Annotated in this window: 19 protein-coding genes and 1 pseudogene; 11 read left to right on the top strand and 9 right to left on the bottom strand. The window is 72.9% G+C overall.

The window, feature by feature from the left end; all coding sequences use genetic code 11:
- Positions 1 to 6 precede the first annotated feature (6 nt).
- From HQN59_RS00370 to HQN59_RS00390, 5 genes and pseudogenes are all read left to right on the top strand, one after another.
- Positions 7 to 864: pseudogene (locus HQN59_RS00370) on the top strand (ABC transporter permease); the annotation flags it as partial.
- Entirely contained in the window at positions 861 to 2,000 is a 1,140-nt protein-coding gene (locus tag HQN59_RS00375; RefSeq protein WP_176064978.1) for an oligopeptide/dipeptide ABC transporter ATP-binding protein, read from the top strand. The pseudogene HQN59_RS00370 and the gene HQN59_RS00375, both read left to right, overlap by 4 nt.
- Before the next feature lie 116 nt (positions 2,001 to 2,116).
- Entirely contained in the window at positions 2,117 to 3,205 is a 1,089-nt protein-coding gene (locus HQN59_RS00380) for an oligopeptide/dipeptide ABC transporter ATP-binding protein (protein ID WP_217703817.1), read from the top strand.
- 44 nt (positions 3,206 to 3,249) lie between these two features.
- Positions 3,250 to 4,758, top strand: a complete 1,509-nt coding sequence (locus tag HQN59_RS00385) for an ABC transporter substrate-binding protein (RefSeq protein ID WP_176064981.1) — start codon at positions 3,250 to 3,252, stop codon at positions 4,756 to 4,758.
- Positions 4,759 to 4,771: 13 nt separating this feature from the next.
- Entirely contained in the window at positions 4,772 to 6,190 is a 1,419-nt protein-coding gene (locus HQN59_RS00390) for an amidase (protein ID WP_176064983.1), read from the top strand.
- Positions 6,191 to 6,256: 66 nt separating this feature from the next.
- Here HQN59_RS00390 and HQN59_RS00395 read toward each other — a convergent pair whose 3' ends face one another.
- The 5 genes from HQN59_RS00395 to ku form a co-directional block, all read right to left on the bottom strand.
- A complete protein-coding gene (locus HQN59_RS00395; protein ID WP_176064985.1) occupies positions 6,257 to 6,949 on the bottom strand; it encodes a Vgb family protein in 693 nt (230 codons plus the stop codon).
- 45 nt (positions 6,950 to 6,994) lie between these two features.
- The gene (locus HQN59_RS00400) at positions 6,995 to 8,215 is read right to left on the bottom strand and encodes a helix-turn-helix domain-containing protein (protein WP_176064987.1); all 1,221 of its coding nucleotides are present in this window, start codon (positions 8,213 to 8,215) and stop codon (positions 6,995 to 6,997) included.
- A gap of 80 nt (positions 8,216 to 8,295) precedes the next feature.
- The gene (locus tag HQN59_RS00405) at positions 8,296 to 8,937 is read right to left on the bottom strand and encodes a glutathione S-transferase family protein (protein WP_176064988.1); all 642 of its coding nucleotides are present in this window, start codon (positions 8,935 to 8,937) and stop codon (positions 8,296 to 8,298) included.
- Entirely contained in the window at positions 8,934 to 10,892 is a 1,959-nt protein-coding gene (locus HQN59_RS00410; protein WP_176064990.1) for a putative bifunctional diguanylate cyclase/phosphodiesterase, read from the bottom strand. Before HQN59_RS00410 ends, HQN59_RS00405 begins: the two co-directional genes overlap by 4 nt.
- A 414-nt stretch (positions 10,893 to 11,306) precedes the next feature.
- The gene (gene ku / locus HQN59_RS00415) at positions 11,307 to 12,515 is read right to left on the bottom strand and encodes a non-homologous end joining protein Ku (RefSeq protein ID WP_176064992.1); all 1,209 of its coding nucleotides are present in this window, start codon (positions 12,513 to 12,515) and stop codon (positions 11,307 to 11,309) included.
- A 231-nt stretch (positions 12,516 to 12,746) separates the two neighbouring features.
- On the opposite strand from ku, the gene HQN59_RS00420 reads away from it, so the two are divergent.
- Both HQN59_RS00420 and HQN59_RS00425 read left to right on the top strand, forming a co-directional pair.
- Entirely contained in the window at positions 12,747 to 12,965 is a 219-nt protein-coding gene (locus tag HQN59_RS00420; RefSeq protein ID WP_176064994.1) for a hypothetical protein, read from the top strand.
- Positions 12,966 to 13,045: 80 nt separating this feature from the next.
- Positions 13,046 to 14,830: an ABC transporter ATP-binding protein gene (locus tag HQN59_RS00425; protein WP_176064995.1), complete on the top strand. Its 1,785-nt coding sequence runs from the start codon at positions 13,046 to 13,048 to the stop codon at positions 14,828 to 14,830.
- A 106-nt stretch (positions 14,831 to 14,936) separates the two neighbouring features.
- Here HQN59_RS00425 and HQN59_RS00430 read toward each other — a convergent pair whose 3' ends face one another.
- On the bottom strand, positions 14,937 to 16,082 hold the full coding sequence (locus tag HQN59_RS00430; RefSeq protein WP_217703793.1) for an NAD(P)/FAD-dependent oxidoreductase: 1,146 nt from the start codon (positions 16,080 to 16,082) through the stop codon (positions 14,937 to 14,939).
- Positions 16,083 to 16,245: 163 nt separating this feature from the next.
- On the opposite strand from HQN59_RS00430, the gene HQN59_RS00435 reads away from it, so the two are divergent.
- Together HQN59_RS00435 and HQN59_RS00440 are read left to right on the top strand one after the other, a co-directional pair.
- Positions 16,246 to 17,157, top strand: coding sequence for an FkbM family methyltransferase (locus HQN59_RS00435; RefSeq protein WP_217703794.1), 912 nt, complete (start codon positions 16,246 to 16,248; stop codon positions 17,155 to 17,157).
- 169 nt (positions 17,158 to 17,326) lie between these two features.
- A complete protein-coding gene (locus tag HQN59_RS00440) occupies positions 17,327 to 18,286 on the top strand; it encodes a DUF808 domain-containing protein (RefSeq protein WP_176065001.1) in 960 nt (319 codons plus the stop codon).
- 90 nt (positions 18,287 to 18,376) lie between these two features.
- On the opposite strand, the gene HQN59_RS00445 is transcribed toward HQN59_RS00440, so the two are convergent.
- Both HQN59_RS00445 and HQN59_RS00450 read right to left on the bottom strand, forming a co-directional pair.
- Positions 18,377 to 18,736 carry a hypothetical protein gene (locus HQN59_RS00445; RefSeq protein WP_176065003.1) on the bottom strand — a complete coding sequence of 120 codons (360 nt, stop codon included), beginning with the start codon at positions 18,734 to 18,736 and terminating at the stop codon, positions 18,377 to 18,379.
- A gap of 148 nt (positions 18,737 to 18,884) precedes the next feature.
- Entirely contained in the window at positions 18,885 to 19,175 is a 291-nt protein-coding gene (locus HQN59_RS00450) for a YkvA family protein (protein WP_176065005.1), read from the bottom strand.
- A gap of 325 nt (positions 19,176 to 19,500) precedes the next feature.
- Here HQN59_RS00450 and HQN59_RS00455 point away from each other — a divergent pair, with 325 nt between their 5' ends.
- Together HQN59_RS00455 and HQN59_RS26710 are read left to right on the top strand one after the other, a co-directional pair.
- On the top strand, positions 19,501 to 20,475 hold the full coding sequence (locus tag HQN59_RS00455) for a diacylglycerol/lipid kinase family protein (RefSeq protein WP_176065007.1): 975 nt from the start codon (positions 19,501 to 19,503) through the stop codon (positions 20,473 to 20,475).
- A gap of 85 nt (positions 20,476 to 20,560) precedes the next feature.
- Positions 20,561 to 21,379, top strand: a complete 819-nt coding sequence (locus tag HQN59_RS26710) for a phosphatase PAP2 family protein (protein WP_176065009.1) — start codon at positions 20,561 to 20,563, stop codon at positions 21,377 to 21,379.
- On the opposite strand, the gene HQN59_RS00465 is transcribed toward HQN59_RS26710, so the two are convergent.
- On the bottom strand, positions 21,373 to 21,789 hold the full coding sequence (locus HQN59_RS00465) for a BLUF domain-containing protein (protein WP_176065011.1): 417 nt from the start codon (positions 21,787 to 21,789) through the stop codon (positions 21,373 to 21,375). The genes HQN59_RS26710 and HQN59_RS00465 overlap by 7 nt on opposite strands.
- Between the last annotated feature and the right edge of the window lie 102 nt (positions 21,790 to 21,891).

Below are 21,891 nucleotides of genomic sequence, written 5' to 3' on the forward strand. Positions count from 1 at the left end.
GGCCGCGCTTGCCGTGCCGCAGCGGCGCGCCCCGGTGCCTGGCGGCGCGCGTTCGCGCACCCGAGCTTCGCGGTCGGTGCGGTGCTGGTGGCGCTGCTGCTCGGCACGGCCCTGCTCTCGTTCTTCTGGACGCCGTACAGCCCGACCGACCTCGACATCCCGAACCGCCTCGCGCCGCCGAACGCCGCGCACTGGCTCGGCACCGACAGCCTCGGCCGCGACGTCGCGTCGATGCTGATCGCCGGCGCGCGCAACTCGATCGCGGTCGGCGTGGTCGCGGTCGGCATCGGCATCGCGTTCGGCGTGCTGCTCGGCCTCGTCGCCGCGGCGAGAAAAGGGTGGGTCGACGAGCTCGTGATGCGTTTCGCGGACTTCACGTTCGCCTTTCCGGCGCTGCTGACCGCGATCATGCTGACCGCGATTTACGGGCCCGGGCTCGTCACCTCGGTGGTCGCGATCGGCATCTTCAACGTCCCGGTGTTCGCGCGCGTGACCCGCGCCGCGGCCAACGCGGTGTGGGCGCGCGAGTTCGTGCTGGCGGCGCGCGCCTGCGGCAAGGGCGCGCTGCGCATCACGCTCGAGCACGTGCTGCCGAACATCGCGTCGATCCTCATCGTGCAGGCGACGATCCAGTTCGCGACCGCGATCCTCGCCGAGGCGGCGCTCAGCTACCTCGGTCTCGGCACCCAGCCGCCGACGCCGAGCTGGGGCCGCATGCTGAACGAGGCACAGGCGCAGATGTACCGCTCGTGGCTGCTGCCGATCTGGCCCGGGCTCGCGACCGTGCTCGCGGTGCTCGGCCTCAACCTGATGGGCGACGGGCTGCGCGACCTGTTCGACCCCAAGCTGGCGCGCTCGCGGTGAACCCCGGCGAGACCCCGCTGCTCTCGGTGCGCGACCTGCGGGTCGGCCTCGCCACGTCGCGCGGCCGCGCCGACGCGCTGCGCGGGGTGTCGTTCGACATCGCGGCCGGCGAGACGGTCGGCCTGATCGGCGAGAGCGGCTGCGGCAAGTCGATGACCGCGCTCGCGCTGATGGGGCTGCTGCCGGAACGCGCGGCAGTGGCCGGCAGCATTCGCTTCATGGGCGACGAGCTCGTCGGTCGCGACGAGCGCAGCCTCGCGGCGCTGCGCGGCGACCGCATGGCGATGGTGTTCCAGGAGCCGATGACCGCGCTCAACCCGGTGCACACGGTCGGCGACCAGATCGCCGAGCCGCTGCGGGTGCATCGTCGGCTCGGCCGGTCGGCGGCGCGCGCCGAGGCATTGCGGCTGCTCGAGCGCGTGCACATGCCGAATGCGGCGGCGCGCCTCGACGCCTACCCGCACCAGCTCTCGGGCGGCCAGCGCCAGCGCGTGACGATCGCGATGGCGCTGGCGTGCCGGCCCGCCCTGCTGATCGCCGACGAGCCGACCACCGCGCTCGACGTGACGATCCAGCGCGAGATCCTCGACCTCGTCGCCGAGCTCGTCGCCGAAGAGCGGATGGCGCTGCTGCTGATCAGCCACGACCTGGGCGTGATGGCGCGCACGGTGTCGCGCATCCTGGTCATGTACGGCGGCAGCGTGGTCGAGTCGGCGCCGGCGGCGGCGCTGTTCGCTCGTCCCGAGCACCCGTACACGCGCGGCCTCTTCGCGGCGCGGCCGCGGCTCGGCCAGGCGCGTGGCAGCCGCCTCGCGACGATCCCCGGGCGCGTCCCCGAACTGGCCGACGTGCCGCCAGGCTGCCCGTTCGCCGATCGCTGCGGGTGGGTGGTCGACGCCTGCAGTGCGGCGCTGCCGACGCTGGTGAAGGTGGGCGACGCGCACGCGGCGCGCTGCATCCGGCTCGAGGCGATCGACGCCGGCGAGCCGCCGCACGCGCCGGGGGTCGAGACCGCGGCCGGCTCCGGCGCGCGCGACATGGCGCCGTCCGTGGGCGCCGGGCTGCCGCCGGCCGCGAGCACTTCGCTGTCGCGGCGCGACGGCGTCGCTCACCCAGGCCCGGGAGGCGCCCCGTGACGGACGACACCGTCCGCAGCGCGGCTGACGCGACGGCGCGCGGGGCGGACCGTGCGCCGGCGAGCACCGCCCGGGTCGCCGGTGCGGATGCGGCCAGCAGCGGGCGCGAGGCGCCGCTGCTCGCCGTCGACCGCGTCGTCAAGCGCTACACGCTGCCGCGCGAGCGCCTGTTCGCGCCGGCGCCGGCGGTCCATGCACTGCGCGGCGTCAGCCTCGCGATGCACGCCGGCCGCAGCGTCGGCCTGGTCGGCGAGTCGGGCTCGGGCAAGTCGACCTTCGCGCGCATCGTCATGGCACTCGAGCGGCCGACCTCGGGACGCGTCGCCGTGCTCGGTCGCGACCTGAACGCGCTCGGCCCCGGCGCGCTGCGGCGGGCGCGGCGCGATTTCCAGATGGTGTTCCAGGACCCGTACGGCTCGCTCGACCCGCGCCAGCGCGTCGGCCGCATCGTCGCCGAGCCGCTCGCCGCGATCGCCGAGAGCGCGCCGGCCGCACGCGTCGCCGAGGCGCTCGACGCCGTCGGCCTGCGCGCCAGCGACGCGGCCAAGTACCCGCACGAGTTTTCGGGCGGGCAGCGCCAGCGCATCGCGATCGCACGCGCCCTCATCACGCGACCGCGCCTCATCGTCGCCGACGAACCGGTGAGCGCCCTCGACGTCTCGGTCCAGGCGCAGGTGCTCAACCTGCTGCTCGACCTGCAGCGCGACTTCGGCGTCACCTACCTCTTCATCAGCCACGACCTCGCGGTGGTCGACCACGTGTGCGGACACGTCGCCGTGATGTTTGCCGGCCGCATCGTCGAGGAAGGTCCGGCCGATGCGCTGTTCCGCGCGCCGGCGCACCCGTACACGCGGGCGTTTATCGAGGCGGCGCCGTCGGCCGAGCCGGCGCAGCGCGGCGGCGCCTTCGGCGAGCGCGCGGCACAGACGGCGCGCGCGCCCGAAGTCGCCGCCGACCGCGCGCCGGCGGCAGCCGGCTGTGCCTACGCGACGCGCTGCCCGCACGCGCAGCCGCGTTGCGTCGCCGACGATCCGGCGCTCGCGCCGGTCGGGGCGGCGTACCCCGATTCCGCGGCAGCCGTTGCGGTTGCCGGCGGCGGCGTCACGCACGCAAGCGCACAAGCCCCGATCACCCCCCACCGCGCCGCCTGCCACTATGCCGATGCGGTGGCACGCGGCGACGCGCCGCCGCGCTCGCTCACTTAGCATCGCGGCGTGGCCGACCGGCTGCCAGCCCAGGAGTGCGATTGATGACGACGATCTTCAGGACCACCGTGGCCGCGCTCGCGGCCTTTCTCGGCAGCGCGGCGCTGCTCGCCGCCGCCCCCGCCGAGGCCCAGACGCGCAAGGACAGCGTCGTCCTCGGCATGGTGCTCGAGCCCGCGCCCGGGCTCGACCCGACGATGGCACCGGCCGCGGCGATCGGCGAGATCGTCCACTACAACGTCCTCGAAGGTCTGGTGAAGATCAACATGGACGGCCGGATCACGCCGCTGCTGGCCGAGAGCTGGACCATCGACCCGGACGGCAAGCTCTACACGTTCCGGCTGCGCAAGAACGTGAAGTTCCACGACGGCGAGGCGTTCGACGCCAGCGACGTGCGCTTCACCTTCGAGCGCGCCAAGGCCGCCGGCTCGACCAACAAGGCCAAGAAGGCGGTGTTCGACAACATCAGCCGCATCGACACGCCCGACCCGTCGACGGTGATCGTGGTGCTGAACCAGGCCGACGGCAACTTCCTGTTCCGGATGGGCGAGAACACCGCCGTCATCCTCGACCCGAAGAGCGCGGCGACGACGGCCACGCGACCGATCGGCACCGGGCCGTTCAAGTTCGAGAACTGGGCCAAGGGCTCGTCGCTCACGCTCGTGAAGAACGACGCGTGGCGCGACGCCGCGTCCGTGAAGATGAAGCGCGTGACGTTCCGCTTCATCAGCGACCCGGCGGCGCAGGTCGCCGCGCTGCTCGCCGGCGACGTCGACGCGATCCCGCGCCTGCAGGCCGCGGAAAGCCTCAAGCAGTTCCAGAACGACCCGCGCTTCACGGTCGCGATCGGCGGCACCGAGGGCAAGACCATCCTCACCATCAACAACAAGAAGAAGCCGTTCGACGACGTGCGGGTGCGACGCGCGGTTGCCGCCGCGATCGACCGCAAGGCGATCATCGACGGCGCGCTCGAAGGTCACGGCGTTCCGATCGGCAGCCATCTGGTGCCGAGCGACGCCGGCTACATCGATCTGACCAACGTCAACCCCTACAACCCGGAGCGCGCGCGTGCGCTGCTCAAGGAAGCAGGCGTCGCGACGCCGCTCAACGTGACGCTGACCCTGCCGCCGCCGCAGTACGCGAGGAAGGGCGGCGAGATCATCGCGGCGCAGCTCGCGAAGGTGGGCATCAACGCGAAGATCGAGAACGTCGAATGGGCGCAGTGGCTCTCGGGCACATTCAAGGGCAACTTCGACCTCACCGTCATCAGCCACGTCGAGCCGCTCGACTTCGACAAGTACGGCGACCCGAGCTACTACTACGGCTACGACTCGAAGGCGTTCCGCGACCTGCTCGCCCAGTACAACAGCACCACCGACCAGAAAGGTCGGACCAAACTGCTCGGCGACATCCAGCGCCACCTGGCCAACGACTCGGTCAACGCGTTCCTGTTCCAGCTGCCGCAGTTCGCGATCTCGAACAAGCGCCTGAAGGGCGTCTGGAGCAGCTCGCCGGTCTACGCGAACGACCTCGCGGCACTGAGCTGGCAATAGGCCGCGTGCAGCCATGAGCGTGGCCGAGGACCTTTGTGCGCTGAGCGCGGCCGAGTTGCTGCGTGGCTACGCGACGCGCGCGCTGTCGCCGGTCGAGGTGACGCGGGCGTCGCTCGCCCGCATCGAGGCGCTCGAGCCGCTGCTGCACGCCACCTATGCGCTCGATGCCGAGGCCGCCATGGCGGCGGCACGCGCGTCCGAGTCGCGCTGGCGCGGCGCGAAGTCGGGCGAGCAGCCGGGCGCGCTCGACGGCGTGCCGGTGACGATCAAGGAGAACGTCGCGACTGCCGGCGTGCCGGTGCCGCTCGGCACCGCGGCGACGCAGCTGACGCCGGCAGCGCGCGATGCACCGCCCGCGGCGCGCCTGCGCGAAGCGGGTGCGGTGATCCTCTGCAAGACGACGATGCCCGACTGGGGCATGCTCTCTTCAGGCCTGTCGAGCTTTCACCCGCTCGCCCGCAACCCGTGGGACACGCGCAGGAACCCGGGCGGCAGCAGCGCCGGCGCGGCGGCGGCCTGCGCCGGGCGCTACGCGCCGCTTCACGTGGGCACCGACATCGGCGGCTCGATCCGCCTGCCGGCCGGCTGGTGCGGCATCGTCGGCCTCAAGCCCAGCCTCGGCCGGGTGCCGATCGACCCGCCGTACGCCGGGAGAGTCGCCGGCCCGATGACGCGCAACGTGACCGACGCCGCGCTGATGATGGGCGTGCTGAGCCGCCCCGACTGGCGCGACGCATCGAGCCTGCCGCCGCAGTCGATCGACTGGCTCGCGCTCGAGCGCGACGCGCGCGGCCTCAAGCTCGGCCTGCAGATGGACGCCGGCTGGGGCCTCCCGGTCGACCCCGAGATCGCGGCCACCATCGAAGCCGCCGCACGCGGCCTCGAAGCCGCCGGCGCCAACGTCGAAAGGGTCGGACCTTTCATGACGCGCGCGATGATCGACGGCATGGACGACTTCTGGCGCATGCGCGCCTGGCTCGACTTCAAGGCGCTGCCGCCCGAACGCCAGGCCAAGGTGCTGCCGTACATCGCCGAGTGGGCGCGCGGCGGCGAGGGCCTCTCGGGCGAGCGCGTGTTCCGCGGCTTCAGCCAGATGGCCGCGATGCGCGATGCCGCGGTCGCGGCCTGCCAACCGTACGACGCGGTCCTGTCGCCGACCGCGCCGATCGCCGCGTTCGCCGCCGAGTCGGCGTCGCCGCTCGACGACCCGACGCAGCCGTTCGAGCACATCGCGTTCACGCTGCCGTTCAACATGAGCGAGCAGCCGGCGATCAGCGTGAACGCCGGCTTCACGCGCGAGGGCCTGCCGATCGGCCTGCAGATCGCCGGCCGCCGCCACGACGACATCGGCGTGCTGCGCATGGCCAAGCTCTGGGAGGAGCTGTCGGGCGGCGAGCCGATGTGGCCGGAGCCGGGTGCGGCGAAGCCGTAGCCGGGCGCTGCGAGCCCGCCGCGCGAACAGGCGGCGATCCGCCTGCCTCGCGAGGACGTCGCCGTCTCAGTCCGCGTCGACTGCGGCCGCGACCTTTCGCGTCGGCCGCCGCACCGCGCGCACGGTGCCGCTCGACCCGCCGCCGCAGTAGAAGAGGCCGTTGCCGTCCGACTCGAGTCCGCTGACGCCGGTGCCGGCCGGCATCGCGAGACGGTCGAGCACGGCCCCGCTCGCGGCGTCGACGCGCCGCAGCTCGCTGGCGTCGCCCTCCCACGTGCCGTGCCAGAGCTCGCCGTCGACCCAGGTCACGCCGGTGACGAAGCGGTTCGATTCGATGGTGCGCAGGACCTTGCCGGTCTCGGGGTCGATGCGATGGATGCGCCGATCGCGGTACTGGCCGACCCAGAGGCTCCCGTCGGCCCAGGCGAGCCCGGAGTCGCCGCCGGCTCCGGGCGCCGGAATCGAGGCGACGACGCGGCCCGAGGTCGGGTCGATCTTGTCGATGCGCGACTCGGCAATCTGGTAGAGGTGGGTGCCGTCGAACGCGGTGCCGGCATCGCACGCGCAGTCGACGCTCTGCGCCGCGTCGCCGGTCGCCGGATCGAACGCGATCAGGCGTTCGCCGGTGGCAGCCCAGACACGTCGGCCGTCGTGGCTGACGCCGTGGATGCGCTCGGCACCGGGAAACGGGCCGTACTCGCGCACGATCTCGGCGGGGCGCGCCGCCGGCTCCTGGCGGGAAAGGGTGGAAGTGGTCATCGGAACTCCTTCGATCGGCGCCGGAATCGGTGCCGTTCGGTCAATCTAGCCAGGGCCCGGCGCGGCGGGGAGTAACAAGATCGTCGTGAAACCGGCCAGCGGCGCGGCGAGCCAGCGCTGCGCGCGCCCGCGCCCCAGCGCCCGCACGCGACCCGTCGCCTCGAGCTCGGCGAGCTCGCGCTGCACCTGGCGCTGGCTCGCGCCGACCGCGAGCGCGAGCGCCGACGTCGACCACGCCGCGCCGTCCGCGAGCAGCGCGAGCAGCGCCCCGGGCTCATCGTCGATCGGCGGCGCCAGCACCACCACCTCGCGCGCGCCGAGCGGCTGCAGGCCAAAGCCGCGCGGCGTCGCAACGATGCGGGCGAAGGGTGCCGCGAGTGCGCGCAGCCGTCCGATCTCGACGCGCAGACGCGCGCGATGCGTCTCGTCGGGCTGCCGCGTGCGGAAGGCGCGCGCGATCAGGGCTTCGCGGTCGACGTCGTCCGGCCACGCTTCGGCCAGCGTTCGCAGCAGGACGAACAGGATCGGCCGCCGCGCCAGCGTGAGCCCCTGATCGCGGACGTGGAGGCCACGCCGGCACGCATCGACGACGAACGCGTCGCCGGCGCGCAGCGCAGCGACCGCCGCCAGGTCGACGGGCTCGGGGACGCCGCGCACGATGCGGACGGCGGCGGGCCGCGCGAGCGCTGCCGCGGCGTCGGCGACCTCGGCGGAGAGCGCCGGCACGTTGGCGCGCCGGGCCGCCTGCTCGGCGCGCGCCAGGGCATCGCGCGCGGCTTCCACGCGCAGGCCGCGAGACGCGAGCTCGGCAGCGAGCAACGTGGCGAGCGCCGCGAGCGCGGGCGGCAGTCGCCCGGTCTCGATCGAAGCCAGCGCCGCCGCGGCGGCCTCGAGGCTTCCGACGAGGACCAGCCGACGGATGTCGATCAGCTGCGCGTGCGCGGCGTTGGCAAGGTCGCCGTGCGCCGCGAGCACCGCGGCCGCCGCGGTGAGACCGCGCGCCGCAGCGCCGAGATCGCGCAGCGCGAGCGCCACCTCGGCCTGCGCGACCACGCAGCGCGCGCGCGCCAGCGCCTCGTGCGCGCCGAACCCGCGCGCCGCCTCGCGCAGCAGCTCGCGGGCGCGCGCGAGCTCGCCGAGCTGCGCCATCGCGATCCCGCGCAGGGCGAGTGCCGGCGGGTCGTCGCGCAGCGCGACGCGCTTGAGCGCGCCGAGCGGATCGCCGGCCGAGAGCGCGCGCGCCGAAGCGGCGATCAACGAGTCCATCGCGCGAGGCTAACGTCGCACGGCGGTCCGCAGGTGCGGGCCGGGCGACTACCGCGGTGGGTCTCGACCCTGGCCCCGGCTCAGACGAAGGCGCCGGTCAAGCCTTCCTGCTCGATCGCGCGCTGCACCGCCGGCCGCGCGATCACGCGCTGCAGATACGCGCCGAGACGGCGCAGGTCGCGTGCGGGCCGTCCGAAGCCACGCGTCCAGCGGCAGAGCATCAGCGCGTAGGGATCGACGACGGCGTACGCCTCGCCGAGCAGCCACGGGCCGTCGCGACGCGCGAGTTCGGCCTCGAGCTGATCGAGCAGGGTGCCGACCCTCGCCTCGGCGTGCGCCTTCACCTGCGCGATGGCGTCGGCGTCGGCGGCCCAGCGCTCGGGATAGAAGTAGGCCAGCAGGGTCGACTGCAGCGTGTTGGTGAGCCACGCCAGCCACTTGTAGGCGTGCGCGCGCGCCGCGCTGCCGAGCGGCGGCAGCAGCCCGGCGGCGGGGTGGGTGTCGGCCAGGTGCAGGCAGATCGCGGCCGATTCGTAGAGCACGAGGTCGCCGTCGTGCAGCACCGGGATCAGGCCGTTCGGATTGAGCGCCAGGTACGCCGGCGACTTGTGCATCTGCCGGTCGCGATCGACGAGCCGCAGGCCATACGGCGCGCCGATCTCCTCGAGGACCATGTGCGGCGCGAGGCTGGCGTTGCCGGGGTAGTAGTGCAGTTCGATCATGCGGTCGGCGCCGACGCGTGCGCCCGCGCTTCGACCGGCGGTGCGGTGAGGCGCGACTCGACGAAGCGCAGCAGTTGCGCCTGGCCGAGCGCCGGCTGGCAGAGGTGGCCCTGGAACTCGTCGCAGCCCTCGATGCGCAGCAGCTCGAGCTGGCGGTCGGTCTCGACGCCTTCGGCGACCACGTTGATGCCGAGCGTGTGCGCCATCGCGATCGCCGCGCGCGCCACCGCGACGTCCGCCCGCTGGTCGGGCAGGGCACGCACGAAATCGCCGTCGAGCTTGAGGTTGGCGATCGGCAAGCGCTTGAGGTGGGTCAGCGACGACGGGCCGACGCCGAAATCGTCGATGGTGAGCCTCACTCCCATGTCGAGGAGCCCCTGCATGATCCCGATGCCGGCTTCGGGGTTCTGCAGCACCACCGTCTCGGTGAGCTCGAGCTCGAGCAGCCGCGGCGGCAGCCCGCTGGTGCGCAGGATCTCGGCCACTTCGGCCAACAGGCGCCCGTGATGGAACTGGCGCGCCGACAGGTTCACCGCCACGGGCAACACGATGCCGCGCTGCAGCCACGCCTGCGCGCTCAGGCACGCGCTGCGCAGCGCCCAAAGCCCGATCGGCACGATCAGCCCGGTTTCCTCGGCCAGTGCCATGAAGCGCTCCGGCAGCAGCAGACCCGAATCGGCGTGGCGCCAGCGCAGCAGCGCCTCGACGCCGGTGACCCGGCCGGTGTCGACACGCACGCGCGGCTGGTAGTACAGCTCGAACTGATCGCGCCCGAGGGCCCGCCGCAGGTCGGCCTCGAGCGCGAGCTTCTGCGCCGAATGCGGGTTGATGCGCGGCGAATAGAAGTGGTAGCCGTTGCGGCCTTCGCGCTTGGCCGCGTACATCGCGATGTCGGCGTTCGCCAGCAGCGACTGCGCGTCCTGCGCGTCGGCCGGATACATGCAGATGCCGATGCTGCTGGACACGTTGAGCTCGTGGCGGTCGATCGTCATCGGCTCATTCATGACGCCGAGCACGCGCTCGGCGATCTCGACCAGCGCGGCCGGATCGCTGAAGCCTTCGACCAGCAGCACGAACTCGTCGCCGCCGAGCCGCGCCGCCATGTCGCTGCCTCTGATGCAGGTGCCCAGGCGCCGCGCCGCCTCCTTCAGCGCGAGATCGCCGACGTGATGGCCCAACGTGTCGTTGATGTGCTTGAAGCGATCGAGGTCCATGAAGAACAGCGCGAGCACGATGCCGTGGCGGTCGGCGCGGCGGATCGCGTGCTGCAGCGAACCGTTGAAGAGCGCCCGGTTGGGCAGACCGGTGAGCGTGTCGTGGCTCGCCATCTGCTGGATCGTCTCGAGCGCCTGGCCGAGTTCGACGTTGGTCTTCTTCAGGTTGCGGCGCAGCTCGCTGACCTTGCCCGCGATCAGCGCGAAGCACGGCAGCACGACCGCGAGCACGAGCCAGCGGTAAAGCTCGGCACCGAGCACCGTCACCTCGGGCTTGAACGCGCGCAGCAGCGCGATGACGAGGGCGTAGCCGACGAGCACCAGCCAGGTCGCCTTGAGGAAGTCGCGGGTGTCGAAGCGGAACGCGCCGAACATCAGCACCACCGGGCAGAGCACGAGGGCAAGGGCGCGCTCGCCGTCGGCCACGTAGACCACCGCCATCACCGCGACGATCGCGGCGACGGTCTGAACCGCGGTGAGACTCGGGTCGGCGAAGCGCAGGTTCAGGCGCGCGCGGAACGCGGCGTAGAGCCCGAGGTTGATGGCGAGCATCAACGCCATGACGCCGAGCACTCCCTCGGCGGGGCCGAGCCCGAGCGCGTGCCCGAGCACCAGCAGCGGCACGCACGTCGCGTAGATCCCCGAGGCGAGCAGGAAGCGGCGGATGCGCACCGCCTGCTTGACGTCGCCCGGCGGCACGATCGCGTCGCGCAGCCGCGCGAGGACGCGAGCCCCGCTCATCGACCGCAGGCGCACGGCCGGACGGCAGATACCGCCCGTGTCGATGGCTGTGGCCGGAGTGGCGAGGGCGCGGCGAGCGGAGCGGATCGAGGCACGGCGGGCGCTGAGGCGATGAGCAGACGCACGCCCCGGCAGGGTCTCGGCGTCGCGCAGGCGGAAGTGGAACGCATCACGAGCTCCGGCAGCCGCTCCGCTCGGCGCCGGCGCGCCGGGTGGCGCGGTTTGCCGGACGGATGGTTGTTGCCTGATGTTACGGAGCCCGGGGCCGGAGGCGCGTCCCTCCTCCTCGCGTGCGGGCGGGCGATCGCGAGGGAAGCGGTGCGCGGCCGGGTCCCCTGTCGCGGGGTGCCGGCGCGGCGCCCCGACGGGCCTTGACACGAGGAGCGAGCGATCGCCGGCTCCTGCGTCCGCGGCTCAACGCACGCGCGCCTTGCGCGGTGCGGCCTTCGCGGGAGCGGCGGGCGGCGCCGCGGCGCGGCGCGCGGGCCGGCGCTCGGCGAGCGCGCTGCGGATGTCGGCAGGTTCGCCGTCCACGGCGCGACGCCGTGTCGCCGGGGCAGCCGCCGTCTTGCGGGACGACCGAGCCGGTGCCGGCGCGGTGGTCTCCGCACTTGCCGCAAGACTTGCACGCAGCGCCGCCATGAGGTCGATCACCTGCCCGGGCGGGCTCGGGGCCGGTGCCTGACTGACCGCGTCGCCCGCGAGCTTGCGTTCGACGGCCGCGAGGATGCGCTGCTTCTCCTCGTCGACGAAGCGCGTCGGGTCGTAGCGCTCTTCCGCGATCTGCTCGATCAGCCGCTCGGCGAGCGCGAGTTCGCCGGCACCGACCTCGGCGAGCTCGATGCCGAACTGGCCGAGCGCGCGCACCTCGTCGGCATAGAGCAGCTGCTGCAGCACGAGCCCGCCTTCGGTGGCGCGGATCTGCACCACGTATTCCTTCGCGCGCCACGCCCAGCGCGCGAGCGCCGACCGCCCGGTCGACTGCATCGCGCGCAGCAGCAGCGTGTAGGGCTTGCGGCCGGCCTTCTCGGGCGCCAGCACGTAAGCCTTGTCGTAGTAGATCGGGTCGACCGCGCGCTCGGGAACGAACGACACGATGTCGATGGTCTGCCGCGACGCGTCGGCCAGCGCCTTCAGCTCGGCCGGCGTGAACAGCACGAACCGGCCCTTCTGGTACTCGTAGCCCTTGAGCATGTCGGCGCGCTCGATCACGACCGGCGCCGCTGGCGGCTCCGGCAGCAGCGCCATCGGTTGCGCGCTCGGCGAGTGACCCGCCGCGCCGGCGGGCGCGCTCGCCGCACGCTCGGCCGGCTGCGAGCGCGACGCCGGCGCTGCAGCGGGTATGGCGCGGTTCGCCAGGGTCGGCGGCGCCAGTGCAGCGACTGTGCTTCGAATCTCCGGCGCGGCCTGCGCAGGGATCGCCTCGCCGCGGTCGCTCTCGCTTGCGTCGGGCTCGTCGTCGGGTTCCTCGGCCGCGACGTACTGCTGACGCAGGCGCGTGCCCCCGCGCCCCATCAGCTTGAACCGGACCGCCGCGGAACTCTCGGTCGCCGAATAGACCTTCACCGGAATCGCGACGAGTCCGAAGCTGAGCGACAGCGACGCGATGGAGCGCACGGGCATGGCGCGAAGGTAGCCGCATCGCCCGCCGCTGGCGTCGGACGTGGACGACACGGTCCGTAGGAGCCGCGCCATTTCTTCGCGCGAATCGTTCGCGGGTATCCGGGTTGCCCGACGATGCCGCGATGCGAAAAGGCCGCAGAGCGCATCGCCTTGTGTGAAGTACTCGACTGCTGCGGTCCGTCCCCTCTTCGAACGATGGCGGTTTGCAACACCCCACGGTAGCGTGCGCAAATGGCTTCTTCCCTGATCGACATCGCCGACTGGATCGACCGCTTCGGGATGGAGCTGCTCGACGCCGATGCAGAGGCGCTCGAAGCGCCGGCATCGCGCTCGCAGGGCAGCGCGGCGCTTTCGCGAGGCGGCCTTGCGTGCCGCAGCACGGGCGCCGCCACGCTGGTCGTCGAGCTGGACCCGGCCGGGTCCGAGCGCGTCCCCGAACTGCTGCACTGACGGCGAGCCGCGGCCGCGCCGGGTGCGCTGCCTGCCGCGGCCCCGGCTGCACGTGACGCGCAGCCGCTAGTCTCGGCGCGATGCGCGCCCTTTGGAGCTACCTGCGCCCGCATCGGGCGCTTGCCGGCCTCGCCCTGCTGCTGGCCGCGGCGAGCCAGGTGCTCGCCCTCGTCGACCCGATCATCTTCGGGACCCTCATCGACCGTTACGCGATCCGCGGGGGCGAACTCGCCGACGACGCTCGCGTGGCCGGCGTGCTGCGCCTCCTGGGCCTTGCGGTACTGGTCGCTGTGGCGTCGCGCCCTGCCAAGGCGCTGCAGGAATACGTCACGCGTCTCATCGTGCAGCGCTTCGGCACGCGCATCTTCAACGACGGGCTGCGGCAGACGCTACGCCTCAGATTCCAGGAGTTCGAGGACCTCAACAGTGGCGAGGTCCTCTCGATGCTGCAGAAGGTGCGCGCCGACAGCGAGCGCTTCATCAACACCTTCATCAACACGGCGTTCGCCGCAGGGGTCGGCATCGCCTTTCTCGCCTGGTACGCACTGACGAAGCACTGGGCCCTGGTGCCCGTGTTCTTCGTCGGCGTGCTGGTTCTCGGCAGCCTCACCGGGCTGCTGAGCCGCGAGATCAAGACCCAGCAGCGCTCGATCGTGCGCGAGACCAACCGCAGTTCGGGATTCATCAGCGAGTCGTTCCGCAACGTCGAGCTGGTCAGGAGCCTCGGCCTCACCTTCGTCGAGATCCGCCGGCTGCAGGCGCAGACGCTGAAGATCTTCGCCCTCGAGATGCAGAAGGTGAAGCGGATCCGGCTGCTGTCGTTCCTGCAGGGCACGACGCTCAGCCTGCTCAGGCTCTCGATCCTGTTCGCGCTGCTCTGGCTGATCTTCCGCGACATCCTGAGCCCGGGCGAGCTCGTCGCGATGCAGTTCATCTCGGTCGCGATCTTCGCGCCGCTGCAGGAGCTCGGAAACTTCATCCTGGCGTACCGCGAGACCGAGGCGTCGTTCGCCAACTTCGCGGCGCTGATGGCACGGCCGGTGGAGCGCCGCCCAGCCGCGCCGGTCGAGATCGGCGCCTTGCACAGCGTGCGCTTCGCGGACGTGACGTTCCGGCACAAGGGCGCGAGCGAAGATGCCCTCAATGGCGTCAGCTTCGAGGCACGCCTCGGCGACACGCTGGCGTTCGTGGGGCCGTCCGGGTCGGGCAAGTCGACCCTCGTGAAGCTGCTGGTCGGGCTCTACACGCCGCGTTCAGGGGAGGTGCTCTACAACGACGTGCCGACGCGGCAGCTGCGCGTCAACCCGGTGCGCAGGCAGATCGGGTTCGTCACTCAGGAGACGCACCTCTTCGCGGGCACGATCCGCGACAACCTGCGCTTCGCGAAGGCCGATGCGAGCGACGCCGAGCTGCTGGTGTCGCTCGAGCAGGCGGCCTGCGGAGCGCTCCTCGCGCGCTCGCCCGCGGGCCTCGACACGGTGATCGGCGAACGCGGCATCAAGCTCTCGGGCGGCGAGCGCCAGCGCCTCTCGATCGCGCGCGCCCTGCTGCGCCAGCCGCGCCTCCTGATCTTCGACGAGGCCACCTCGGCGCTCGACTCGATCACCGAGGAACGCATCGCCGAGACCATGCGCTCGGTGTCGGCGCGCGCCAACCAGATCACCATCCTGATCGCGCACCGCCTGTCGACGATCCGCCACGCCGAGACCATCGTCGTGCTCGAGAAGGGCCGCATCGTCGAGCAGGGCGGCCACGCCGCGCTGCTCGAGGCGAAAGGTCTCTACTACGCGATGTGGCGGCAGCAGGTGGGCGAGCGGCCGATCGTGAGCGCGGCGTCTCCCACCGACGCGAACGGCAACGGCTGACGGTCCGCGGCGCGCGCCGAAAGGCGCGTGGTGCACGACTCCACCCGGTCGCCTCGTCGATCGACCGGAGTCGGCGGTCGGCGAGACTGCAGCCGCTCGCGTCGCGTCAGCCCGGCGTCGCAAGCCGCGCCGGCGACAGCGTCGCCGCACCGACCCCGAAGCGCGCGACGTGCGCCGGCAGCGGTGCACCGCGAAGCAGCGCGGCGCACGCCTCGCCCATCGCGGCCGAGGTCTGGATGCCGTAGCCGCCCTGGCCGACGACCCAGAAGAAGCCGTCGAGCTCGGGATCGAACCCGCCGACCAGGTCGCCGTCGGCGACGAACGAGCGCAGCCCGGCCCAGCGGCGGATCACGCGGGGCACCTCGAGCGTCGTCATCGCCTGGATGCGGTCGACACCCAGCGCGATGTCGAGCTCGTCGGGCTGCACGTCCTGCGGCTCGACCGGGTCCTCGTTGGCCGGCGACCCGAGCAGTTGCCCGGCGTCGGGCTTCACGTACCAGGTGTGGTCGACGCCGCCGAACAGCGGCCAGGCGCTGCTGTCGATGCCCTCGGGCGGCGCGAACACGAACGCGGCGCGGCGCTTCGCAACCACGCCGAGCGGCCGCGCACCGGCCATGCGGCCGACCACGTCGGCCCACGCGCCGGCGGCATTCACCACGACATCGGCATCGACGCGTGTGCCGCTCGCAGCGCTGACACGCCAGCGCTCGCGCCCAGCACCCGCGCGCTCGATCGCGACCACCTCGGCGCCGCAGACGAGCTCGCCGCCCGACGCGCGGATGCCGCGCAGGTAGCCCTGGTGCAAGGCATGCACGTCGATGTCCATCGCGTCCGGCTCGTACACGCCGCCGAGCACGCGCTCGGGGCGCAGCACCGGCACCAGCGCACGCGTCCCGACTGCGTCGAGCAGGCGGCCCGTCGGAGACACCGTCTGCATCACGCCCCAATGCGCGTCGAGCAGCGCGTCCTGTCCCGGCTCCGCGACCATCAGCGCGCCGCGCGGCGTGAGGATCGGGTGCTCGGCAAACCCGGCCGGTGGGCGTTCGAGGAACGCCCGGCTCGCCATCGTCAGCGCGCGCACCTGCGGCGGCCCGTAGCTCTCCATGAAGAGCGCCGCCGAACGCCCGGTCGAGTGGTAGCCGGGCTGCTCCTCGCGCTCGAGCAGCACGACCCGCGCATGCGGCGCGAGGAAGTAACCGAGCGAGGCGGCGGCGATGCCGCTGCCGATGATGACGAAGGTCGCGGGGCTCAACGGGGGCGCGGGCGGGCAGGGAGCGTAGCCAAGGCGGTGGAACGCGCGCGCGAAGGCCACGCGAACGCAGGCCGGGGCGGAGCGGACGGGGTTGCGCAGTATCGCGAATCCGCGCAGATTCGGCCCGGTTGCGCCGCTCCAAGCGACTGCGGGGGGAACGCCGATGAAGCCGATCGCAATGGGACTCGATCTGATGCGGGCCACCGGCCTCGCCGGGCCGCTCAAGACCCTTGCCGGTGCGCTGCCGCGGCGCTGGGTCGCCGGCATGCCGGCGGCGCTGCTGAACCGCACCTGGTTCTCGGGCCTCGTGGCGGTCGATTCCCTCCCCGGCCGGCGCTTCACGATGGTCACCGACCCCACCACGGTGAGCCTGCGGGACAGCGCCGCGGCAAGCCACGGCGGCGAGGCACTCGCCCTCTTCGCGCGGCTCGTCCCGGGCGCGCGCACCTTCCTCGACATCGGTGCCAACACCGGCGTCTACAGCCTGATCGCGGGCGTCAACGGCGTTCCCCATGTGCACGCGTTCGAGCCGGTGCCGCGCATCGCGGCACGTTTGCGCGAGAACCTGAGCCTCAATCGCCTCGACCGCGTGCGCGTGCACGACTGCGCCGTCACGTCGCACGCCGGCACGATCACGCTCTACGTGCCGGCCGGCGAGATGCCGACCGAAGCGTCGACGCTGCACGGCTTCCGGCCTGCGGCGGAACCGGTGACGGTCGCCGCGGTGACGCTCGACGAAATCTGCGCCGAGCAGCGCATCCAGAGCGTCGACCTGATGAAGGTCGACACCGAGAGCACCGAGCCGGAAGTGTTCGCCGGGGGCGAGCGCACCCTCGAACGCAACCTGCCGACGATCATCTGCGAGGTGCTTCACGGCATGACCGAGGCGCGCCTGCACGAGCGCTTCGACCCGCTCGGCTACCGCTACTACTGGCTCACCGACCGGGGTGCGCAGCCGGTGCGGCGCATCGAGGGCGACCCCACCTGGCGGTTCCTCAATTTCGCGCTCGTGCACCCCGCGCGGCAGGCGGCGTTCGAGCGCGCCGCGGCGGCGCTGGCCGCGAGCCTGAACTAAGGCCATCGCCGCCGCGTCCGATTCGGCACGCGCGACCGGATCGGCTGTCGGCTGCCGTCGCCGGCGACGCCGCCGCGCCGACGCGATCGTCGGACGCGCGCACGGCCGCTGCCGCACGCCCGACTCGGCCCCGCTACGATCCGCCGACCTTGGTTTCCCAGACGCTCGCATGGCCGGCAGCAGCCTGATCGCCCTCATCGACGACATCGCGTCGGTTCTCGACGACGTCGCGGTGCTCACCAAGGTCGCGGCCAAGAAGACCGCCGGCGTGCTCGGCGACGACCTTGCGCTGAACGCCGAGCAGGTGACCGGCGTTCGGGTCGACCGCGAGTTGCCGGTGGTGTGGGCCGTCGCCAAGGGCTCGGCGCTCAACAAGGCGATCCTGGTCCCGGTGGCGCTGCTGATCAGCGCGTTCGCGCCGTGGCTCGTCACGCCGCTGCTGATGGTCGGCGGCGCTTTCCTCTGCTACGAAGGCTTCGAGAAGCTCGCGCACCGCTTCCTGCACGGGCGCGACGAAGACGCCGGGCGGCACGCGGAGGTGGTGCGCGCGCTTGCCGATCCGGCGGTCGACGTGGTGGCGTTCGAGCGCGCCAAGGTCAAGGGCGCGGTCCGCACCGACTTCGTGCTCTCGGCCGAGATCATCGCGATCACGCTCGGCACCGTCGCCGGCGCGGCCTTCGCGACGCAGGTCACCGTGCTGGTCGGCATCGCGATCGCGATGACGATCGGCGTCTACGGTGTGGTCGCCGGCATCGTGAAGATCGACGACCTCGGGCTCTGGCTGAGCCGGCGTGCCGGCCCCGCGGCTCGAGCAGTCGGCGGCGCGATCCTGAAGGCCGCGCCCTGGCTGATGAAGACGTTGTCAGTCATCGGCACCGCCGCGATGTTCCTGGTCGGGGGCGGCATCCTGACGCACGGCGTGCCGGTGCTGCACCGCATGATCGCGTCGGCCGAGACGCGCGCCGGCGACTGGCCCGGCATCGGCGCGCTCGCCGGGGCACTGACGCCGATGCTCGTCAACCTCGGCGTCGGCATCGCCGCCGGTGCGTTGGTGCTGGGCATGGTCACGCTCGGCAAGCGCCTGTTCGGCGCCCGGCGCGCCGCAGCCGACGCCGCGACGCACGGCTGAAGCCGGCGCAGGCGTCGGGCGCGACGCCCGCACCGCCGCTCCGCGCAAAGCCGCTGCGCAGGCGGCGCCTGCCAGCCGCCGCCCGCGCCGTCAGCGGCGGCCGTGCCAGCGGTCGTCGCGGCGGTCGAACCGGTTCGGAACGCCGTCGCCGTCACGGTCCCAGCGCGGGTTGTAGACCCGGTCGAAGCGGTTCGGGATGCCGTCGCCGTCGCGATCCCAGCGCGTCGGACGCTGCACGTAGCGATGGCCGGGAACGTAGCGCGGGGCGACGTAGCCGCGCTCGTACGAGCGCACGTAGACCGGCGCCGCGGGGGCGACGACGTACGCCGGCGCGGCGTTGCCGATCGTCACCGAGAACTGAACGTCGTCGCGGCCGCGCGCCTCGGCGGAGGCGGCGCCGAAGACGCCGGCGAGTGCAACGCCCGCGATGGCCAGCTTGATTGAGTTCATGTCGATCTCCTGGGTGGCGCGCCGCGACAGCCGCAACGCATGTCGCCATTGAACGCGCCCGCCGGGTCCGCCGTACCGTCGCCGCGTCAACGCCGTGTAAAGAAGATCGTCGAACGGCAAGCCAGCGTTGCGCCGCCCGAGCCGCGCGTCAGCGCGCCCGCATGCGCGGGCCGGCGCGGCGCTCGACCGCCGCCGCCAGATCGGGCGGCAGGCGGTCGAGCAGCCAGCGGATCGCGAGCGGCACCAGCACCAGGTCGTCGACCACCCCGACGATCGGCAGCGCGTCGGGCACGAGGTCGATCGGCGACAGCACGTAGAGCACGATCAGCGCGGCGCCGGCCTTGAGCCAGCGCGGGGCCGCGGGGTGGCGCAGCGCGAACCAGAGCCGACGCGCGTCGCCCCGGGCGAGGGCCCAGAGCAGGGTCAGACGTTTCCACATGGCGGCGCCTCCTCGGCAGGTCGAGTGCTCGCAGATGGGGGCCGCGTTGCCGAAGGCAAGGCAGGCGCTGCGACGGCTTTCGTCGCGAGCGGCTCGGGGCCGCATGGCCGCGCGCTGCAGGACCTCGGCATGCGAGGGTGTCGCACGACGGCACGCTGCCGACGCGTCCGCCCCACGCGCGCGCCGCGTGTGTCGCCACGACGGGCGCGCCGGGTCGCCGGTTTCGAATGCCTCGCCGTCGGGCGGCCGCGAACGCCGCTTGGAATGCGGCGAGCGCCGGCGCACGCCCGACGCTTGCAACGCCGCCCGCTTACAGTCGCGCACGATGCCGAGCGCTGCCCCCCAACCGAACCCTGCATCGCTGGCCGCTGCGCCGCTCTTCATCGTGCTGAACGCCGGGTCCGGGCACAGCGCTGCCGACGAGACCTGCGCCGCCATCGAAGGGGTGCTGCGCGAGGCCGGTCGCCGGCACGAGGTGCGCCGGGTCGAGGATCCGGCCGAGCTCGATGCGATCGCCGCACGCGCGGTCGCCGACGCCCAGGCTGCCGGCGGCATCGTGGTCGCCGCGGGCGGCGACGGCACCCTCAACGCGGTCGCCCATGCCACGCTCGGCAGCGGCTGCGCGTTCGGCGTGATTCCGCGCGGCACCTTCAACTACTTCGGCCGCACCCACGGCATCTCGGCCGACGCCGCAGTCGCCGCGCGCGCCCTGCTCGACGCGCGCGTGCGCCCGGTGCAGGTCGGGCTGATCAACGACCGCGTGTTCCTGGTCAACGCGAGCCTCGGGCTCTACCCGCAGTCGCTCGAGGACCGCGAGGAGCAGAAGCGCCGCTTCGGCCGCAGCCGGCTGGTCGCGGCCTGGGCGGTGCTCGTGACGCTGTCGCGCGGCTTTCGTCCGCTGCGTCTGCTCCTCGAGCACGCCGGCGGCACGCGGGCGGTAAGTGCGCTCACGCTGTTCGTCGGCAACAACCGGCTCCAGCTCGAGCGCGTGGGCTTGCGTGAAGCCGACGCGGTCGAGGACGGCAAGCTCGCGGTGGTGCTGGTGCGGCCGTTGCCGCTGCTGGCGCTTCTCGGCGTCGTGCTGCGCGGCGCGTTCCGCAAGCTCGCCGAGGCGCCGGCGGTGGATCACTTCGCGCTCGACGACCTCACGGTGCGGAGCGCGCGCCGGCCGGGGCGACGCTTCAAGGTGGCGATGGACGGCGAGGTCGACTGGATGACGGCGCCGATCCGCTTCCGTGTCGCGCCCGAGCCGCTGCTGCTGCTCGAGCCGCGCGACGCCCAGCCCGAGCGCGGCGTGTGAGCGCGGCGCGTGCCGACGCGCCGGGTCGGGCCGGCGCGTCGCGCTGCCCGGCTGTGATGCCGCCCGCCGGGGCCGGAAGCACCGCGTGAGCGTCGACGTCGATCTGGCCGCTCGCATCGGCGCGCACGCGGTCGCGGTGTTCGGCGCCCTCCTGGTCGCGCTCGTCACCGCGACCGGGGTCGGCTGGCTCGCCCTGCAGCACCTGGTGATTCGGCGGCGGCGTCTGCCCGAGCACGCGGCGACGCGCGCGCTGCTCGCGACGCTGGCGCTCGGCTTCGTCGCGATCCTGGGCGCTGGCGTCGTGTTCGCCAGCCTGCCGGCGGCGATCGTCGACGGCGGCCGGGTCGCCGCGCTCGACCAGGCGCTCACCGCCGCGATCCGCACGCACGTGCCGATCGCGGTGCTGCGCGGCTTCGCCGTCTTCACGCTGGTCGCGAACAGCCTGACGCAGTGGTCGATCGGCATCGCCGGCACGCTCTGGCTGGCGTGGCGCCGCGAGCGCCTGCTGGCGTGGACGTGGGCCGTCGCGTTCGCCGGCAACGGCGTCCTGACCCGGCTGCTGAAGGCGATCTTCGAACGCGCACGACCCGAGCGCGAGCACGACCTGCTCGGCGCGACCGGCTGGAGCTTTCCGAGCGGCCATTCGTCGGGCGCCGTCGTGATCTGCGGGATGCTGGCCTACCTCGGGCTGCGCTGGACCCGACCGGCGTGGCACCTGCCGATCGTGCTGGCGGCGACCGCGCTCGCCTTCACGATCGGCTGCAGCCGCGTTTTCCTGCAGGTGCACTACGCCAGCGACGTGCTCGCCGGCTTCGCGCTCGGCGCCGCCTGGCTCGCGGTCTGCGTCGGCGCTGCCGAGGTGATCCGCACGCGCCACGAGCGGCGCGCGGCACGCGATCAGTAGCCGCCCATCACCGGGTCGGTCCGCATCCTGTCGAGCAGGGCGTCGATGCGCGCCGCGTCGGCAGGGTCGGCGGGCCCACTGGACAGCGCGTGCAGTGCCTCGGCAAGGCCGCCGTCGTGCACGTAGCCCATCGACCAGTCGCCGTAGCGCCGCGCGCTGCACGGCATCGAACGCAGCACGCGCACCTCGTGGTGGCGCGGATCGACGGCGATTCGATCGAGCAGCGGCTCGACGACGTCGCTGCGGCCTTCGAGCACCTGCGCGAAGTGGTCGCCGGAGTAGAGCAGGCAGCCGGTGATGTCGCGCTGCCGGTTGTTGCGGCGCGAGATCTGCAGGATGTCCTGGATCGTCGCAGCGCCGCACAACGGCGTGGGTCGGCTGACGTAGAAGAGCTGGCGGAGCGAGGGCATCGCGAAGAGCGGCGAAGGGCTGCGCCATCGTAGCGGGCCGTGCCGCTGCGCGAACAGTGCGGTGATGGCGTGGCGCGGACGAAACTCGTCGCTCGCCGACGC

Source organism: Rhizobacter koreensis, assembly GCF_013366375.1.
GTDB lineage: Bacteria > Pseudomonadota > Gammaproteobacteria > Burkholderiales > Burkholderiaceae_C > Schlegelella_A > Schlegelella_A koreensis.

Excerpts from the sequence above, each read along its gene's own strand:
- HQN59_RS00425 (WP_176064995.1), top strand. The coding sequence starts at position 13,046 with ATGCGCGCCCTTTGGAGCTACCTGCGCCCGCATCGGGCGCTTGCCGGC.
- HQN59_RS00455 (WP_176065007.1), top strand. The coding sequence starts at position 19,501 with ATGCCGAGCGCTGCCCCCCAACCGAACCCTGCATCGCTGGCCGCTGCG.
- HQN59_RS00390 (WP_176064983.1), top strand. The coding sequence starts at position 4,772 with ATGAGCGTGGCCGAGGACCTTTGTGCGCTGAGCGCGGCCGAGTTGCTG.
- HQN59_RS00395 (WP_176064985.1), bottom strand. The coding sequence starts at position 6,949 with ATGACCACTTCCACCCTTTCCCGCCAGGAGCCGGCGGCGCGCCCCGCC.
- HQN59_RS00440 (WP_176065001.1), top strand. The coding sequence starts at position 17,327 with ATGGCCGGCAGCAGCCTGATCGCCCTCATCGACGACATCGCGTCGGTT.
- HQN59_RS00435 (WP_217703794.1), top strand. The coding sequence starts at position 16,246 with ATGAAGCCGATCGCAATGGGACTCGATCTGATGCGGGCCACCGGCCTC.
- HQN59_RS00450 (WP_176065005.1), bottom strand. The coding sequence starts at position 19,175 with ATGTGGAAACGTCTGACCCTGCTCTGGGCCCTCGCCCGGGGCGACGCG.
- HQN59_RS00385 (WP_176064981.1), top strand. The coding sequence starts at position 3,250 with ATGACGACGATCTTCAGGACCACCGTGGCCGCGCTCGCGGCCTTTCTC.
- HQN59_RS00420 (WP_176064994.1), top strand. The coding sequence starts at position 12,747 with ATGGCTTCTTCCCTGATCGACATCGCCGACTGGATCGACCGCTTCGGG.
- ku (WP_176064992.1), bottom strand. The coding sequence starts at position 12,515 with ATGCCCGTGCGCTCCATCGCGTCGCTGTCGCTCAGCTTCGGACTCGTC.
- HQN59_RS00410 (WP_176064990.1), bottom strand. The coding sequence starts at position 10,892 with ATGAGCGGGGCTCGCGTCCTCGCGCGGCTGCGCGACGCGATCGTGCCG.
- HQN59_RS00400 (WP_176064987.1), bottom strand. The coding sequence starts at position 8,215 with ATGGACTCGTTGATCGCCGCTTCGGCGCGCGCGCTCTCGGCCGGCGAT.
- HQN59_RS00405 (WP_176064988.1), bottom strand. The coding sequence starts at position 8,937 with ATGATCGAACTGCACTACTACCCCGGCAACGCCAGCCTCGCGCCGCAC.
- HQN59_RS00465 (WP_176065011.1), bottom strand. The coding sequence starts at position 21,789 with ATGCCCTCGCTCCGCCAGCTCTTCTACGTCAGCCGACCCACGCCGTTG.
- HQN59_RS00445 (WP_176065003.1), bottom strand. The coding sequence starts at position 18,736 with ATGAACTCAATCAAGCTGGCCATCGCGGGCGTTGCACTCGCCGGCGTC.